Source organism: Enhygromyxa salina, assembly GCF_002994615.1.
Classification (GTDB): Bacteria; Myxococcota_A; Polyangia; order Nannocystales; family Nannocystaceae; genus Plesiocystis; species Plesiocystis salina_A.
Genome location: NZ_PVNK01000040.1, coordinates 1 through 16,414, shown reverse-complemented (window position 1 = coordinate 16,414; position 16,414 = coordinate 1). Strand labels below are relative to the sequence as shown.

The 16,414-nt window shown below is 68.5% G+C and carries 11 protein-coding genes; 6 read left to right on the top strand and 5 right to left on the bottom strand.

Features of this window, described 5'->3' with window-relative positions:
• A partial coding sequence (locus tag ENSA5_RS04030; protein ID WP_146155304.1) for a hypothetical protein occupies positions 1–791 on the bottom strand: 791 nt, incomplete at its 3' end.
• A 104-nt stretch (positions 792–895) separates the two neighbouring features.
• Between ENSA5_RS04030 and ENSA5_RS04025 the strand changes: the two genes are divergently transcribed.
• Entirely contained in the window at positions 896–1,870 is a 975-nt protein-coding gene (locus ENSA5_RS04025) for a hypothetical protein (protein ID WP_106390228.1), read from the top strand.
• A gap of 6 nt (positions 1,871–1,876) precedes the next feature.
• On the opposite strand, the gene ENSA5_RS04020 is transcribed toward ENSA5_RS04025, so the two are convergent.
• The gene (locus ENSA5_RS04020; RefSeq protein ID WP_106390227.1) at positions 1,877–3,886 is read right to left on the bottom strand and encodes an N-6 DNA methylase; all 2,010 of its coding nucleotides are present in this window, start codon (positions 3,884–3,886) and stop codon (positions 1,877–1,879) included.
• 419 nt (positions 3,887–4,305) lie between these two features.
• Here ENSA5_RS04020 and ENSA5_RS04015 point away from each other — a divergent pair, with 419 nt between their 5' ends.
• Positions 4,306–6,561, top strand: coding sequence for an FAD-dependent oxidoreductase (locus ENSA5_RS04015; protein WP_106390226.1), 2,256 nt, complete (start codon positions 4,306–4,308; stop codon positions 6,559–6,561).
• A 60-nt stretch (positions 6,562–6,621) separates the two neighbouring features.
• Here the strand turns inward: ENSA5_RS04015 and ENSA5_RS04010 are convergent, their stop codons facing one another.
• A complete protein-coding gene (locus tag ENSA5_RS04010) occupies positions 6,622–7,272 on the bottom strand; it encodes a c-type cytochrome (RefSeq protein WP_106390225.1) in 651 nt (216 codons plus the stop codon).
• A gap of 126 nt (positions 7,273–7,398) precedes the next feature.
• Between ENSA5_RS04010 and ENSA5_RS04005 the strand changes: the two genes are divergently transcribed.
• From ENSA5_RS04005 to ENSA5_RS03995, 3 genes are all read left to right on the top strand, one after another.
• A complete protein-coding gene (locus ENSA5_RS04005) occupies positions 7,399–7,866 on the top strand; it encodes a PaaI family thioesterase (RefSeq protein ID WP_106390224.1) in 468 nt (155 codons plus the stop codon).
• 64 nt (positions 7,867–7,930) lie between these two features.
• Complete coding sequence (locus tag ENSA5_RS04000) at positions 7,931–9,142, top strand: efflux RND transporter periplasmic adaptor subunit (RefSeq protein WP_181197352.1); 1,212 nt, start codon at positions 7,931–7,933, stop codon at positions 9,140–9,142.
• Positions 9,139–12,285, top strand: a complete 3,147-nt coding sequence (locus ENSA5_RS03995; RefSeq protein ID WP_106390222.1) for an efflux RND transporter permease subunit — start codon at positions 9,139–9,141, stop codon at positions 12,283–12,285. The genes ENSA5_RS04000 and ENSA5_RS03995 overlap by 4 nt, the downstream gene beginning before the upstream one ends.
• Positions 12,286–12,314: 29 nt before the next feature.
• On the opposite strand, the gene ENSA5_RS35550 is transcribed toward ENSA5_RS03995, so the two are convergent.
• Both ENSA5_RS35550 and ENSA5_RS03985 read right to left on the bottom strand, forming a co-directional pair.
• The gene (locus tag ENSA5_RS35550; protein ID WP_146155303.1) at positions 12,315–13,244 is read right to left on the bottom strand and encodes a hypothetical protein; all 930 of its coding nucleotides are present in this window, start codon (positions 13,242–13,244) and stop codon (positions 12,315–12,317) included.
• Positions 13,241–15,445, bottom strand: a complete 2,205-nt coding sequence (locus tag ENSA5_RS03985) for a vWA domain-containing protein (RefSeq protein WP_146155302.1) — start codon at positions 15,443–15,445, stop codon at positions 13,241–13,243. Before ENSA5_RS03985 ends, ENSA5_RS35550 begins: the two co-directional genes overlap by 4 nt.
• A gap of 571 nt (positions 15,446–16,016) precedes the next feature.
• Here ENSA5_RS03985 and ENSA5_RS35545 point away from each other — a divergent pair.
• Positions 16,017–16,358 carry a hypothetical protein gene (locus ENSA5_RS35545; RefSeq protein WP_146155301.1) on the top strand — a complete coding sequence of 114 codons (342 nt, stop codon included), beginning with the start codon at positions 16,017–16,019 and terminating at the stop codon, positions 16,356–16,358.
• Positions 16,359–16,414 lie beyond the last annotated feature (56 nt).

The following is a 16,414-nucleotide window of genomic DNA, read 5'->3' as shown; positions in this document are numbered from 1 at the left end:
GGGGCGGTGTGGGCGAGGCGAGCGAGGGCTTCGGGGCCGAGCAGGGCGAGGCCCTCTCGCTCGAGGCGGGGGGCGAGGGCGGTGGCGAGCGGACCCGCGGTGGCGGCCCAGCGCTCGAGCAGGGCGACGTCGATCTCGTAGGGGGTCGCCGGGAGCGCCAGCCATCGGTGGCCGATCGCGCGCAGCTCGTCGGACTCGTGCTCGAGCCAGACGGGCAACAACATCGCGAGGAGCTCGGGCTCGAGCTCGCCGAGGCTCGTCTCGCTGGGCTCGCGCAGGGTTGCCTGATCAACCTCGAGGATCGTCGAGATGCCCTCGATGACGGCGCCGGGCTCGAGCCCGAGGCGGGCGAGAGACTCGCGCAGACTCGCCGCGCCGTGGAGCTCTTCGGCCGCGTCTTCAGCCGCGTCTTCAGCCGGTGAGCCCGAAGCAGCCGGACGCGCGAGCTGGCGCTGAACGAGCTCGCGCAGCCAGTCCCAGGGCCCGCGGCTCTCGCTCTCGCCCTTGCCGAGGACCGAGTAGCCGAGAGCCTCGAGGGTCCGAAGCCGGGCCGAGAGCAGCTCTTCGGCCTCGCGCTCGCCGAGCCAACGCCACGAGAGCATCCGCCCCAGACCCAGCGCCTCGGGCTCGCGACCGCTGCGCGTGGCGTCCTCGGCCCGGGCCTCGCGGACGTTGAAGGCCGGGCCAAACAAGGTCCGCTTGCGCACGAGGGCGACTCGCGCGTAGCGGTCGGGCCCGCGCGGGTGGGTGAGGATCAGCGTGTAGCCGCGGCTTTCGCTCCAGCGGGCCATGCCTGCGCCAGTGTTTCATGGATCGGGGGCGACGAAAACTAGCCGCTCGCGCGGCGTAAGACATGGCCGCAGGCCTGCGTTCCGCGGGCCCGAGCGACTCGACCATGGACCAACCCAAGCGAAGCGAAGATCCCAACCTGAGCCGACGTGGCGCCCTGATCCGGATGATGGAGGTCGGTGTCGCCGTCGCCGGGACCGCGCTGCTGACCAGCGGCGCGACCGAGAAGCAGGCCCAAGCCCGCCGACCTCCGCCCCCGATTGAACCCCAGAGCCCGCTCGTCTCGCTCCAGATCGAGTCGCCGAGCGGCAGCGATTTCCCCAGCTTCCGCCACGGCGGCGAGGTCTGGATCGCCGGAGCCGAGGGCGAGCGCTACAACCTCCGGCTCCAGAATCACAGCCCCGAGCGCGTCGAGGTCGTGGTCAGCGTCGACGGCCGCGACGTGATCAGCGGCCGCCTCGGTGACTACGCCAAGCAGCGCGGCTACGTGCTCGATCCCTTCGGCGTGCTTGTCATCGAGGGCTACCGCCAGTCGCTCGACAACGTCGCGGCCTTTCGCTTCGCCGACCTCGCCGACAGCTACTCGGCCCGCCTCGGCACGCCGATCCACGTCGGGGTCATCGGCGTCGCCGCGTTCTCCGAGAAGCTTCGCAAGCGGCGGCGCAAGCAGGCCCTCGCCCCGCTCGAGGGCGATCCCTTCCCCGGTGAAGACGCGGCCGCGGCCCCGCCCCCGACGGTCGTCAGCGGCGCCGACGAGGCCCGGCGCAAGGCCGAGAAGCGCGGGGTCGGGGGCGCCGACCTCAGCTGGGCCGCGCCGACCACGAGCGGCCAGCTCGGGACCGAGTACGGCGAGCGCACCTACGCGCCGGTCGAGGAGGTCTCGTTCAAGCGCAAGCACAAGAACAAGCCCGATCAGCTGCTGGTCGCCCACTACGACTCGATGGCGGGGCTCCGAGCCCAGGGGATCGTGTTCGACGAGCCGCCTCCGCGCCGACCCCTGCGGACCTGGGACCGCGCGCCTCGGCGCCCAAGCGACCGCGAATTCGCGCCTCCACCCCCGCCCAAGGACTGGTGGCGCTGAGTCTACTCAGCTCGACCTGCCCGGCTCCCGGGACCCGGCGATCTCGCGCGAGAGCTCGCGGGCGCGCTCACGCAGGCGCGCGCGGGTCTCGACGATCTCTCGGGTCTCGTCGCTGAGGCGTCGGCGCAGCCCGGGGTCCCTTGGGATCGGCAAGACCAGCTCGTGAACCCGGCGCCCGAGGGTGTCGATGATGTCCTGGGTGAATTGCTTGGCGCGGATCTGCCGACGGACGATCGGCGCGCTGAGCAGGGCCAACAACAAGTGCGGGCTGACCCGCTCGCTCACGAGCACGCGCATGCGCAGGAGGTGGCTCTGGTAGAGCATCGGCAGATCCCAGGCGGTGACCAGGGCCGTGGTCCCGATCAGGTAGGTGCCGTCGCGGACCATCAGCAGGTCGCCGACGGCGATCGGGGCCCGAGCGTGGTGGGCCGCGTAGATCGCCTCGCTGACGCCGTGCTTGAAGTCGGCCTTGAGCTCCCAGTTCGACAGATCCGAGGTCCGGATGAAGGGGATCGTGCCGGTCCCGTAGGCCATCTTGCCAACCTCGACCCCGCAGCTGAGTTCGAGCTCGCCGGCCTCGACGAGCTGCCTGATCGTCACGAGCTCGTGGGTCCCCGCGAGCGCGCGCAGCTGCGCGTCGATGTCGGGGTCGTAGTAGTTCGGGACCAGGATCCGATTGTTGATCCGCGCGAGCGGCAGGAGGTAGCCGAGGTGATCCTGGGCCTCGGCCCCTGCCTCGGCCCTGGCCCGCCCCCGCAAGCTGGCGTAGCGCCGGGGGAACTCGGGCACCTCGTCGAGCAGCTGCTGTTCACCCGAGGCGTCGGCGCGCAGGGTCGGGTTGCCGCGCGAGTCGTGCCCGCACCAGCGAACGTCCGACATGAACACGCGGTGACCGGGCTCGGGCGCGAGCTTGCGCAGGAGCAGGACGCCAGCTTTGGTGTGCGTGCCCCCCTTGCCGCTGGTCTTGAACAGCGCCTCGGGCATGGTGATCACGGCGTCGACGGTGACGCTGTCGAGCAGGTACTTGAGGACAAACTCGTAGGACGGGTTGCCGAGCATGCTCTCGGGCAAGACCACGCCCATCCGACCGCCGGGGCGAAGCAGCTGAAGGCAGCGCTCGACGAACAGGATCTGCGGCGGCCGGGCGTTGGCCAGGGCCTCGCCCGGGCCCAGATCACCGCCGCCGCGCGGCCGCTTCCATTTGCGACCGAGCTCGTACTGCGAGAGCAGCTCGTCGCCCGAGAGCCGGATCCGGGTCCCGAAGGGCGGGTTGGCCAGGACCACATCGAAGCCGCCGAGCTCGACCGCCGCGCGGAGCCTCGCCGACCACGAGCGCGGCGGCGCGAGCGAGTTGTCGCAGTAGACCTGGCTGTGCCCGTCGCCCATGATCGCGAGGTAGGCCTTGGTGACCTTGGCCAGGAACGCGTCCTTGTCGATGCCAAAGATGTCGCGGCTGGCCAGCTCGCGCCGGGTCAGCGCGCTGACCAAGAAGCCGCCGCTGCCGCAGGCTGGATCGATGATCCGCTCGCCGAGCTGAGGATCGACGAGCTCGATGATCGCGTCGACGAGGTTGCGCGGGGTGAAGTACTGGCCCTCGGCGCCGCGCAAGGCCGGACCGATGAAGACCTCGAAGGCGTCGCCGACGGCGTCGCGCGGGGCGTCGATCAGGCAGTAGCGCTGGAGCGCCACGACGACGTGACGCAGCGACGCGTGGTCGAGCGAGATCGCCTCGCCGGGGCCAAACAGCTCGGGTTGCTCCCGCTCGAGCTCGCCGATCAACGCGAGCATCCGGGCGTTGAAGCGGGCCGGGTCCTCGTCGGGCGCGCAAAAAAAGCGCACATGCTCGGCAGCCGCGGTCGCGCGCTCGTCGACCAGCTTGCACAGCAAGAGGTTGATGAGCTGCTCGGCGAGGACCTCGTCCCGCGTGACGCCCTTGGCGTTGCCGGCGAGGTGATGGCGAATGTCGCGGAGCGTGGCCTTGAGGTTTGGCGGCGGGACGAGGTCGCGTCGGCGCACGGACTCCTAGCTCGCCCTGCTCCAGCGACGACCGCGTGTATCGGGTACACCCCGTCGTCGTAGGCAGTAGCGGATGTTTGTGCCCAGTCCACGGCCAGATCCGCGGCCAACTCCACAGCCAGATCCGCGGCCAACTCCACAGCCAGATCCGTGACTTCGCTGATATCGCCAGGCTCCAGGAGTTCGTAGGCGTCGCCAACAGCTCCCTTCGCGGAACAAGCGCTTACGATTCAAACAGCTTCACCTTCGCTTGGACTCCTCACTCATCGAGCTCACCTCATGATTTTGCCCCGCTGTGAGGTCGCGGGGCAAGCACAACAATTTAATTTGCGCGCTGTCTCGGGTCATCAGCGACGCCGCGCCGATCAGCGATCGCTGGTGACACGCGTCGACCCCCATGATAAGGCCGCGATGTCTCCATGCGCCTCGAGCTGCTCGCCTTCGATGTCCTCGTCCTCGGGCCTCCGCTGATCGCAAGCCTCGGCCGCTCGACCTTTTTCCTCGACCGCTGGCGGCGTGCGTGGCCGAGCGTGGGCTTGGCCGCGCTCCCGGCCCTGGCGTGGCTGGCGTGGCTGAGCTCGAGCGCTGCGATCGAGTTTTCGCCCGCGCACAGCCTCTCGGGCTCGTTCGCGCCGCTCGGGCTCCCGCCCGGGGCCCTGCTCCTGGTCCCCGCGATCGGGTTCGCGTGCCTGTTTTGCTGGTGGGTGGGCATGGCTCGCGCCGATGACCCAGCCCCCAAACCGGCGCACTACAGCCTCCACGGAGCGCTCCTCGCCGCCTTGGCGCTCGGGGTCACGGGCCTGATCGGCGACGGCCCGCGGTGGGCGTCACTGAGCCTGATCGCCGTGGGCTCGCTGTCGCTGATCGACCTCGGCCTCGGGACCAAGCTGGTCCCGCGCCCGCGCTTTTGGGCCTTCCTCGCGCTCGTCGGGGTCCTCGCGATCGTGTTCGGGGGCGCGCTGATCCAGCGCGGCGTCGTCGAGCACGCGCCCGCGTCGATCCTCGGCCTGCGGCTGATCGGCGCGCCGATCGAAGATCTCGGCTTCGCAGTCGCCCTCGCCGGGGCGAGCGTGCTGGTGTTCGAGCGGATGGAGCAGCGCGCCGCCGCCGATCCACGCGCGAGCAAGGGTCTGATCGCGCGCTTCATCGAGCGCCGCTTCGGCGGCTACCGCCACCTGGTCGCGCCGGTCGACGAGAGCCTCCCGCGCGAGCTCGCGGCCCCGCGCACGGTCGCGGTCGTCGGGGCCGGGCTCGCGGGCCTCGGCGCCGCGGCCAAGCTCGCCGAGCGCGGGTTCTCGGTCACGGTGTTCGAGCGCGAGGCCTACCTCGGCGGCAAGCTCGGCGCGTGGAAGACCACGACGGCCGACGGCCGCGAGCTCGAGATGGACCACGGCTTCCACGCCTTCTTTCGCCACTACTACAATTTGAACGCGTTCCTGGCCGAGCTCGGGGTCGAGCGCAACCTTAGCGACATCGGCGACTACCTGATCCTGACCAATGACGGTCGCACCTACTCGTTCAAGGAAGTCGCAACCACGCCGATCCTGAACCTGCTCTCGCTCGCCCGCCACGGCATCTACAACCTGCGCGAGGTCGCCGGGCGCCACACCGGGCCGAAGATGGAGGCCCTGCTGCGCTACGACCCCGAGCAGACCTTCGCCGACTTCGACGAGGTCTCCTACGCGCAGTTCGCCGAGGACGCGCGCCTGCCCGACAGCCTCAAGCTGGTCTTCAACACCTTCGCGCGGGCCTTCTTCTCGGACGGCGCGCGGATGTCGATGGCCGAGCTGATCAAGGGCTTTCACTTCTACTATCTGAGCAACGACAACGGGCTGATCTACGACTACCTCAACGACGACTTCGAGGCCGCGCTGCTCTCGCCGCTGCGTGAGCGGCTCGAGTCCCACGGCGTGGATCTGCGCCTCGGCGCCGCGGTCACCGAGCTCGTCCGCGACGACGACGGTCGGTTTGAAGTCGAGGGCGAGGGCTTCGACTACCTCGTGGTCGCCAGCGACGTCGTCGGGACCCGGGCGTTGTTCGAGACCTCACCCTCGCTGGTCGCGGCCGCGCCCGAGACGGCCGCCAAGGTTCGCACCCTCGCGCCGGGGCAGCGCTACTGCGTGGTTCGGCTGTGGCTCGACCGCGACATCGATCGCGAGCTGCCCGGCTTCGTGATCAGCGAGCGCGTCCGCCTGCTCGACGCGATGGCGTTCGTCCACCGGACCACCCGCGCCGCGGCGAGCTGGGTCGCCGAGCGCGAGGCCGCCGGTCAGCGCGGCGCGGTCATCGAGCTGCACTGCTACGCGGTCCCCGAGGAGCTGCCCGACGACGAGGCCGCGCTCCGCGAGCTGCTCATCACCGAGCTCCACCACTTCTTCCCGGAGCTCACCGGCTCCACGGTCATTCACCAATACACCTATATTCGCCGCGACTTCCCGGCCTTTCACGTCGGCATGCACGCGACGCGGCCGAGCTGGGACACGGAGCTCGACAACCTGTTCCTCGCCGGAGACTGGGTCGTCTTGCCATTCCCGACGATGTTGATGGAGGCCGCCTACAGCTCGGGTCTGCTGGCGGCGAACGCCATTTTTCGCAAAGAGTCGCTGCGCGAGGAGCCGATGTGGACCGTCCCGCGCCGGGGCTTCATGGCGGGCTGGGCCAAGCGCCCGTTTTGAGCTTCACGAGCCGATGCACGTCGTCGGCTCGTGAAGCGCGGGCCAGATCACGGTGAGGGCTCAGAGCTTCTTGACGTAGGCCGCGACCGCGTCGATCTCGTCCTTCGAGAGCTTGGTCTTGAAGGCCTTCATCTTGGTGTCGGGCACCCCGTCGGTGATCAGGGCGACGATCTTGGCCTTGCTGAGCTTGGTCTTGACCAGCGAGGGCATGTCGACCTTCTTGCCGATCGTCGTGTCGCCCTTGCCGTCGATCCCGTGGCAGGACTTGCACTTCTTCTCGAACAGCGGCTTGCCGTCGATCTTGGGCCCGGCCGCGGCCTTGTCACCGTCGTCAGCGGGCTTCTTCTCGGACGCGCCGCCGTCGGCCGGCTTGTCGCCGCCGTCACCTTCGGCGGCAGCGGGCGCGGCCTCGCCGGTCTCGCCGGGGGCGTCGCCGGTCGCATCACCACCGGTCTCGGCGGCTGGCTCGGCGCCCGCTTCGGCGGCTGGCTCGGCGCCCGCTTCGGCGGCGACCTCGGCGCCCGCCTCGGCCCCCGCGGCCGCCTCCCCCTCGGCCTTGCCGTCGTCGGCGGCCTTGCCCTCGTCGGCGGCCTTGTCGGACGTCTTCTTTCCGACGTCGGCCTTGGCCTCGCCGCCGGCGTCACAGGCAGTGGTGGTCAGAAGGAGAGCGGTGGCCGCAACGAACAGAGATTGGAGTGCGCGTCGATACATGTGATCTCTCGTGCTGGACGCAGAGTAGTCCCGGTCGTCGGGCGTCGACAAGCGTGGACCGCGTGGCCCCGCCGTGCGCAAATTGCACAGCTGCGGGGCGGCCTCATGGGGCATGCTGCTGAGGTGATGGATCTGCCCGAGCTCCCCGCGTCCACCCTCGACCAACTCAACGCGATACGCGGAGGTTTCAACGAGATGATCGGCCTCCACTTCGTCAGCGTCAGCTACGAGGAGGTGGTCGGGAAGCTCGAGCTGCGGCCCGCGCACCACCAACCCTACGGGCTCGTCCACGGCGGGGTCTACTCGGCGATGGTCGAGACGATCGCGTCGGTCGGGGCCGCGCTCAACCTCGGCGCGCTCGACCTCCACACCGTCGGCCTCGAAAATCACACGTCTTTCTTGCGAGCGGTGCGGTCCGGAACCCTTGTCGGTCGCGGCTTGCCCCTGGCCCGCGGACGCCGGACCCAGGTCTGGGAGGTCTCGATCACTCACGAGGGCAAACTGGCAGCCTCGGGCCGAGTCCGTTTGCTCGGCATCGAGCGAGGGAGCTCGCTCGCCGGGGAAGTCGTCGCGGTCAAGTCTGAGACCCCCTGACTCGAGCGCCGCGCCAAGCGCGACGCCTTGCAATGGCGCCAACCCGGCGACACAACTGACCTTCGTGCCAGTTCCCTCCAGCAGGCCCCACGCGCGGGCGCTCCTCACCGCCCTCGCGCTGGTCACGGCCGCAGCCACGCCGGGCTGCGGACCGAGTGACGGCGAGGGCGGGCCGCCGCAGGCCGAGCAGCCCCCCGCGCCCGTCGAGGTCGCCCGCGCGCGCGCGGGTGAGCTCGTCGACGAGTGGGTGTTCGTCGGCGAGGTCCGCTCGCTGCGCTCGGCCGCGCTCGCGCTCGGGGCCGGCGGCGAGATCATGACCCTCGAGGTCCGCGAGGGCGATCGGGTCGAGGCCGGTCAGCTGCTCGTCGAGATCGACAAGCGCCAGGCCAGCGCCAAGCTCTCGGCCGCGGTCTCGACCCGGCGCGAGAGCGAGCGAGAGCTCCGCCAGGCTCGCCGCGAGGCCGAGCGAGCGGCGGCGCTCGGGGACGTCTTGCCCGGCGAAGAGATCGAGCGCGACGCGACTCGGGCCGACGCCCTCGAGGCCCGCAAGGGTCGACTCTCCGCGGAGATCCGCGCGGCCAAGGCCCAGCTGTCCGACTACCTGCTCACCGCCCCCTTCGCCGGGGTCGTCGCGGGCCGCTACGCCGACCTCGGCCAGTGGGTCGACCCGGGCGAGACCGTGCTCGAGCTCGTGGCGACCGACGAGGTCGAGATCCTCGTCGAGGTTCGCCCCGAGCTCGCACCTCACGTGCGCGTCGGCGACGAGGTCAAGCTTCGGCCGGCCGGAGGCCTCGCCGGGCTCGGCCGCGCACAGCCGGCTCAGGCCGCGGCCGAGGTCCTCGGGATCGTCCCCTCGCTCGACCCACGCACGCGCACGCTCAAGATCCGCCTGCGCCCGACCCAGGCCCGAACCTGGCTGCTGCCCGGCGCCCCGGTCGAGGTTGGGTTTCCCATTCGCTACCGCGCGGGCCAGGCCGAAGCGGGCCAAAACCAGGGGGTCGAGGGCGCCGCGATCGCCCAGGCCGTCATCGTACCCCGCGACGCCCTCGTGCTCGGGGCGATCGACACCCGCGTGATCGTCGTGGACGAGGGCGCCGCCAAGCCAGTCGTCGTCGAGGTCCACGCCAGCGCAGGTGACGAGGCCCTGGTCAGCGGGGCCGGGCTCTCGCCCGGCGCGGTCGTGGTCACCCGCGGCAACGAGCGGCTCCGACCCGGTCAACCCGTGCGCCCGATCGAAGGCGGGGACGGGACCAGCGAGCACGAGGCGGCCACGTGAGCGGAGCGGCCACCGGCCCGGGGAACTCGCTGCTCCAGACGATCATTGGCCGCCCGGTGACCGTGACCGTGGGCCTGATCCTGGTCGTGCTCGCGGGCCTGCTCTCGGTCGCCGGGCTGCCGATCCAGCTCACGCCCGACGTCATGATCCCCTCGGTCACCGTGACCACGCGCTGGCCCGGCTCGAGCCCCGCCGAGGTCGAGGCCGAGGTGCTCGAGGACCAGGAGGAGGCGCTCAAGAGCGTCGTCGGCCTGGTCCGGATGGAGTCCGAGGCCAAGCCCGACCAGGCCGAGATCACGCTCGAGTTCGAGGTCGGGACCGATCTCGACGTCGCGCTGGTTCGGGTGTCCAACGCCCTGACCGAGGTCCCCTCTTACCCCGAGGCCGCCGATCAGCCGGTCGTGGCCACGGCCCGCAGCACCGGGCCGCCGCTGTCGATCATCGCGATCCGCTCCCCCGAGGGCCTGCCCGTCGCCCAGTATCGGACCTGGGTCGAGAACGACATCCTCCCGCGGATCGAGCGGATCCCCGGCGTCGCCAACATCCGCCACATCGGCGGCCGCGACACCGAGGTCCACATCGAGCTCGACGCGGCCGAGCTCGCCGCCCGCAACATCCGCATCGCCACGGTCGCCGCGCGGGTCCGCAGCGAGCTCGTGGATCTGTCCGGCGGCGACCTCACGATCGGCAAGCGCCGGCTCCTGGTCCGCACGCCCCTGCCGCCCGACGAGGCCAGGGAGCTCGAGCAGATCGTGATCGGCGCAGGACCCGACGGGACCGCGATCCTCCTCGGTGACGTCGGGACCGTCGGCGTCGGCCTGCGCAAGCCCTTTGGCGTGGCCATGACCGACCAGCGCCCGTCGATGGTCTTGCTGCTCTTTCGCGAGGCGGGCGCCAACGTGCTCGAGGTCTCCCAGGAGATCCGCGACACCGTCGACGATCTCCAGGTCGAGGAGCTGGGCCCCGAGGGTCTGACGATCGAGGTCCTCGACGACCAGACCGACTACATCGAGGGCGCGCTCGAGCTCGTCCAGAAGAACCTCCTGCTCGGCGGCGTGCTCGCGATCGTGGTCCTGTGGCTGTTCCTGCGCAGCGTCGGCTCCGCGGGCTTGATCGGCCTGTCGATCCCGGTCTGCGTGTTCGGGACCGCGCTGGGCATGGCCGTGCTCGGGCGCACGGTCAACATCGTGTCGCTGGCCGGGACCGCGTTCGCGGTCGGGATGGTCGTCGACAACTCGATCGTGGTCCTCGAGAGCATCGACACCTGGCGCGAGCGCGTCGACTCGATGGCCGAGGCCGCCCTGCGCGGGGTCGGCGAGGTCTGGGGCGCGCTGCTGGCCAGCACCGCGACCACCGCGGCCGTGTTCATCCCGGTGATCCTGTGGCAGGACGAGGTCGGCGAGCTCCTGCGCGACGTCGCCGCGGCGATCTCGGTGGCCGTGCTGGTCTCGCTGCTGGTCTCGGTCTTCGCGATCCCCAGCCTCGCCGCCCGCTTCCTCGAGACCCGAACGCAGCGCGAGCAGGGCCCGGACACCGCGCGCCCGGAGAAGCTCCGGACCACCGCCCGGATGCGGGCCGCCGTCGGCCGTCAGGTCGCGTGGTTGAGCGCCAGCTGGACCCGCGCGACGGCGGTGTTCCTGCTCGCGGTCGGCGGCTCGATCGCCCTGACCCTGCTCCTGCTCCCGCCGATGGAGTACCTGCCGACTGGCAACCGCAACCTGGTGTTCGGCATCCTCACCCCGCCGCCGGGCTACTCCGTGTCCGAGATGGAGGCGATCGGCGAGCGCTTCCAGGCCGAGGTCGGCGAGCACTACGAGGTCGACGAGGGCGGCGTCCCGGCGATCCGTCGCAGCTTCTTCGTCGGCGATCCCAACCAGGTGTTCTGCGGCGCCGCGGCCGTCGACGAGACCCGCGCGGGCGAGCTCGCGAGCTTCTATCGCAAGGTCCAGTCGGGCGTGCCCGGGACCTACGCGTTTGCGAGCCAGGCCTCGCTCTTCGCCAACCGCCTCGGCGGCGGTCGGGCGGTCGAGGTCGACCTCTCGGGCTCGAACCTGCGCGAGCTCGTCGGGGCCGGGCTCGCGCTGATGGGCGCCCTGCGCGAGGACATCCCCGGCGCCCAGGTCCGCCCGATCCCCTCGCTCGAGCTCGGCGCGCCCGAGCTCCACGTGACCCCACGCCGAGACGAGACCGCCGGGCTGGGCATGACCGGCCAGGAGCTCGGCCAGGCCGTCGACGCCCTCGTCGACGGCTCGATCATCGGCGAGTGGGGCAAGGAGGGCGAGGCCAAGGTCGACGTCGTCTTGCGCGTCGAAGCGGGCCGTGCCCGCGCGACCGGCCAAGATCCAAGCCCGAGCGAGCTCGCGGCCGCGCCCCTCGCGACCCCCAGCGGCGAGGTCGTGCCGCTCGGAACCCTCGCGCAGATCGAGGAGCAGCTCGGGCCCACGCAGATCCGCCGGATCGAGCGCTCACGCTCGATCACCTTGCAGGTCACCCCGCCCGAAGACCTCGCGCTCGAGTCGGCGATGGCCACGATCCGCGCGCGCGTCGACCAGATGCAGCAAGCCGAGGCGATCCCGGCCGGCGTCGACGTCGACCTCTCGGGCACGGCCGGCAAGCTCGAGCAGACCAAGGGCCGCTTCGGGCAGGTGCTCTTGCTCGCCGTGCTGATCTCTTATCTGTTGCTCGCGGCCTTGTTCGAGGACTTCATCGCGCCCGTGGCCGTGCTCGTGACCGTGCCGCTCGCGGCCGCCGGTGGGATCTTGGGCCTGCTGCTCGTCGATCGCTTGCTGGTCGATCAGCCCTTCGATCTGATGACGGCGATGGGCTTTTTGATCTTGATCGGCGTGGTCGTGAACAACGCGATCCTGGTCGTCGACGGGGCCCTCGCCCGGCTCCGCGACGGGGCCGCGCTCGCGGCCTCGGTCTCCGGCGCCGTCGAGGCTCGGGTCCGGCCGATCTTCATGAGCGCCCTGACCTCGCTCGCCGGCCTGGTCCCGATGGTCGTGTCGCCGGGCTCGGGCTCGGAGCTCTACCGTGGTGTCGGCGCGATCGTGCTCGGCGGCCTGGCCCTCTCGACGGTCCTGACCCTCTACGTGGTCCCGAGCCTGTTCACGCTGCTGTGGCGGGCGCGGGGCGTTCGTTGAGGGCCAAGTCAACGCTTACCGCTCGGCGTTCAGTTCCGACTGTCTGCGGGTGCCACGCTCTTGCATGTGTGCCCCGTAATCATGATCTCCGCGCATTGATTGTCGTCTGGCCCTCCAAACTGTGTCGTGACTCCGCGCGTGCCTGGGACCGAGTCACTGTGAACACGAGAGCGACACTCCTTTCCAACTTTCCGCCGTAGGTTGTCAACAACGGCTGTCGCTCGACCTCGGGCGAGCACCTCGTTTGTTGGATTGACGGAGTGCCGCGTGCTCGCCCACCCTTTCACGGACACACGGTGGAGGGAATTTGACTTGCATAGGTCGGTGATCATCGCCGCCGCTTTGTCGAGGATCATCTCGTTGGACGCGGCGCTGTTTCCGTGTGAGATGTCGACACTTCCGGTGGCGAACAGCACTGGGCACTCCTTGGCTCCGGGTATCGCCACGTTCTCGACGTCTTGGCAGTTGTTCGGCGTACCAAAGCGAACCTTCTGCGTGGTCGAAGAGGTCGTGTGGACGAGCTTCTTGTTCCCAAACCGCAATTCCCCGCTCACATGAGCAAAGTAGTCGCCTTCGCCGGGCGACGGGACCTGGATGAGCAGTGAGCGGTTGGCCCACTGTTTTCCCACCGTCACGGTCACCTCAGATAGCGGCGGCGAGTCAGGGTCCGAGAGGCTCGTTGTCAGCCACGCCGTGATCCGGGCGGACCGGAACGCTTCGTCACCGCTCGTCTCCGGCGCATCGATCCGAACCTTGATAGGAGCGTGGGTTGCGTCGTAGTTTTCCTCCCTGAGATCGATGATGATGATCTCCGGTGAGTCGGGCCGGTCGACCATCACCACTGAACCATCACCATCACCATCACCATCACCATCACCATCACCTCGCCCCGCCATCGCGGTCACCGCGACCAAGAGTGTCGCCAGGCCAAACGCATACTGCAGTGCGCCCTTACTCATTGACACCACTCCCCCGGATCGACCTCGCTCTTGAGCATCAGTTTTCCCGTTACTCCCATGACCCCACCGGGCTCCGACTGCCCGGGGCGCACACTAGCGAACTGCAGCGTCGCATCGCTCGCCGAGACTTCGCTGTTCTCGATGGCGAGGTCACCCGCCCACCCAGGCACCTCAAATACAGCGCGGGCCACCTTTTTCATACACCGCGGGACCGTAACTTTGATGGCAAATTCCCGACCGAGAGGAATGTGGTCGATCCAGCAGGTCCTTTGCCAGTAGTCGATGCCGTCGGGAAACCGGAGCTTCGTTGGCGGGTCGCATTTCGTCGCATCTATGGTCGGACGCGCCCCCATCTTCGGGAGCAGGAGCCGGTGCACTGTGATCAAAGGATCCCTCAATCGATCATCGTCGTTCAAAACCAAGGTGCTGATGCCGACGGACCTGAGATCGTCTAGAAGACCGGCGCCACCTTCATTTTCGCTCGAGACACCAGAGATCTCTTTTTTCCAAAGTTTCTCTGGAGGGGTCCCCCAGGACTTCTCCCAATCGGACTCACCGGAGAACTTACTCCACCTAGCGAGGATTTTCTTGCGCTTGCCCCGGTCATTCATCAGCCCCCGAAATTTCTCGATATCGTTGAGTTGAACACGAATGACATGAAGGTCGACGCCCCCGTCGATGAGCTCCGTCGCAGCGTCTCGCACCGTCGTGGATGTACGTCCTCGATGAGAGCCATCGGTAATCAGGACGACCGCGTCGTGCCCCGCATCAGGCCGTGCGCTGCCATCCAGGATCGATTTCGCCTCACGCAACGCGCTCACGATGTCGGTTCCATCGGCACAAGGACTGACCTCGAGCACGCCTTCCAGCCATTGCAGCTCGGCTCGTTTCGACTCCAACGCCAGGGTGGCGAAGCCGTCGCCGCCGACATCTGCCGACTTCACGCAGCCGCTCCCAGCGAAGGCCATGAGTGACACCTGGGGGGAGATGTCATGCATGAGCAGCCCGTCAAACATGGCATCAACGAGCCCGTATCGAATCGAGCGCCGAACATCATCGTACATGAAGGTCTGCTCATCATTGACAACCATGCTCGATGACACATCGACCAAAATCACCAATCGCCCGACCTTGGGATCGCGCTGAACCTCGCCAGTGTTCGGGAGCAGAGAACGGGCGACTGCCCATGCAGTGTTGCTCAGCGCAGCTGGCTCACCTTCCTCTTGCGCGAACTTGTTGTTGCCTTTGCCGCACTCCAGCGCGTAACGCCTCGACTCGGTGTCCACGACCACACCGCAGCGGACATCGGCCTCATCTGGGTTGGACACGGGAATTAGGTCGACCCCCTGCGGGCCGCCTCGCTCACGAAGCGCGTCTTCGAGGAGTTTTGCCAACTCAGCCAGTTCACTGGCGGTGACGACTGCCTCTCGTGAGTGCGAGCCCACAACGGTCCGGTGGTCGAAGTAATAGCGCAGCGCCTTCCGGATTGGCACGACCTTGACGCGAATCGGAGCGTCGCAACCGTAGGGCGGCGCTTCGGGGCTCTGTTTGATCTTCTCGGCGGTGCACTCCGACAGGTCACCAACACTGAGGGATGAACGGTGAGACCGCGCGAGGCCGCCGCCACCGCCTAAGGTGTCTGTGCCGGCTCTGACGCTGCCACCACCACGCTTGGAGCGGAGCTCGGAGAATGCGCCCACGTAGATCATCTTGGCCACGTGGGTTGCCTGGGGACAGTCGAGAGTGTCAACTATCGTGGGTGTCTCGCCAAGCAATTGGTAGTATCCGGCTTTGCTGACCTCGACCTGGTGCTTCTGTTGTCGGTCGACACCCGCGTTCATCACCTCGGCTGCGCCGGCCATGACTCTCAGCGTGGCGCCAGACACGGTCTCCCGCCTCGTGCCGCTGTGGCTCACTGATAGGGTCTTGTACTGGAACCCACCTGAGTACTCGCAGTCGGTGAGGAGTTCGAACCCTCCCTCGACCGCCCTAAACACTGGGACATGGTCGTTATTGAAGGTGACCTGGACCGCCTCGGACACCATCTCGGTGGTGAGCAGCGCCTCGTCGCTGTCGCTGCTGTCACTGTGCAACGCCACCGTGGCGAGCGACGCTGGTGAGGTTGTTTTCTCTCGCCGATCACAGGCGAAGAGTGTCAGAGTCACCGTCGTGATTACGAGTATTCTGGCCAGCACCATCAAGTGGGGAGTGTACCACGGACACCAGTGCCAGATCAACCCCTTTGCTCACAGCTCGATTTCGCGCGCTCGGGACATTTGGTGGAATGGTGACCGGTCTCGATTACCAGGAGGACATCGAGCGGCGCAACGAAGACCTTCGAGACCAGGCCGTGGGATTCCCGGCGCCGACCATGCGGGTGTATGGTCGGGCCCATAATCGAGGTAAATGAGGAGGCGGTCGACGCGTCCAGCCACGCGCCAGCGAAGGAGAGAGCATGACCCTGGAACGATGGATCGATGCGGCCACGGCCGCCTCCGACGGGTAAGCGTGGCGCTTTTGCTGCTGCGTTCGCTGCAGCCTCGCTAGGAGCCCGTGGTGCAACCCATCGTGTCGTCTCGCGCCGGAATTTTGACGAGTACCGCACACCATCGTTGCGCGAGCGGGCACGAGTCTCCCATCACGCCCACGCGAGCGAGTTGGCCAGAGGTGCCGCCGCATTGGACCCTCAACCAAGACGCGGCGTCTTCACCAGAGTCCGCTTCGGACTCTTCGCTGGGCGCCACTTCAAGCGACGCTCCTCTCACCTCCATCTTGCTGCGCCGCGTTCCGGCAGAGGGCGAGGCTCGCGCCGCCCTCTGGGTGCTCGACGGCGGCCCGGGGTTTGCGGGTGACAGCTTCCTCGACGAAAACCTTGTTCAAAGAGTCCGCGAGGCCCACGTCGATCTTCTGATTCCCAGCCATCGCGGCACTGTGGGTCAAAGCGCGCTTCATTGCAGCGCGCAGGCTCCTGACTCCATCGAGGCGGGGGTGGTCACCGTTCACGAATGGCCCTCCTGCCTGGCCGAACTCGAAGAGCAATGGGGCGTAAAGGACTTCCGAACGGTGGTCTGGCAGCGAGAGACGCCGGTCTGGATGGCGAGAAACACGCATTGATGCCGGGCGGGCGGGGTCTCGGGCAAGTGTGCGGGGATTCGGGGCCGACGCTGGAG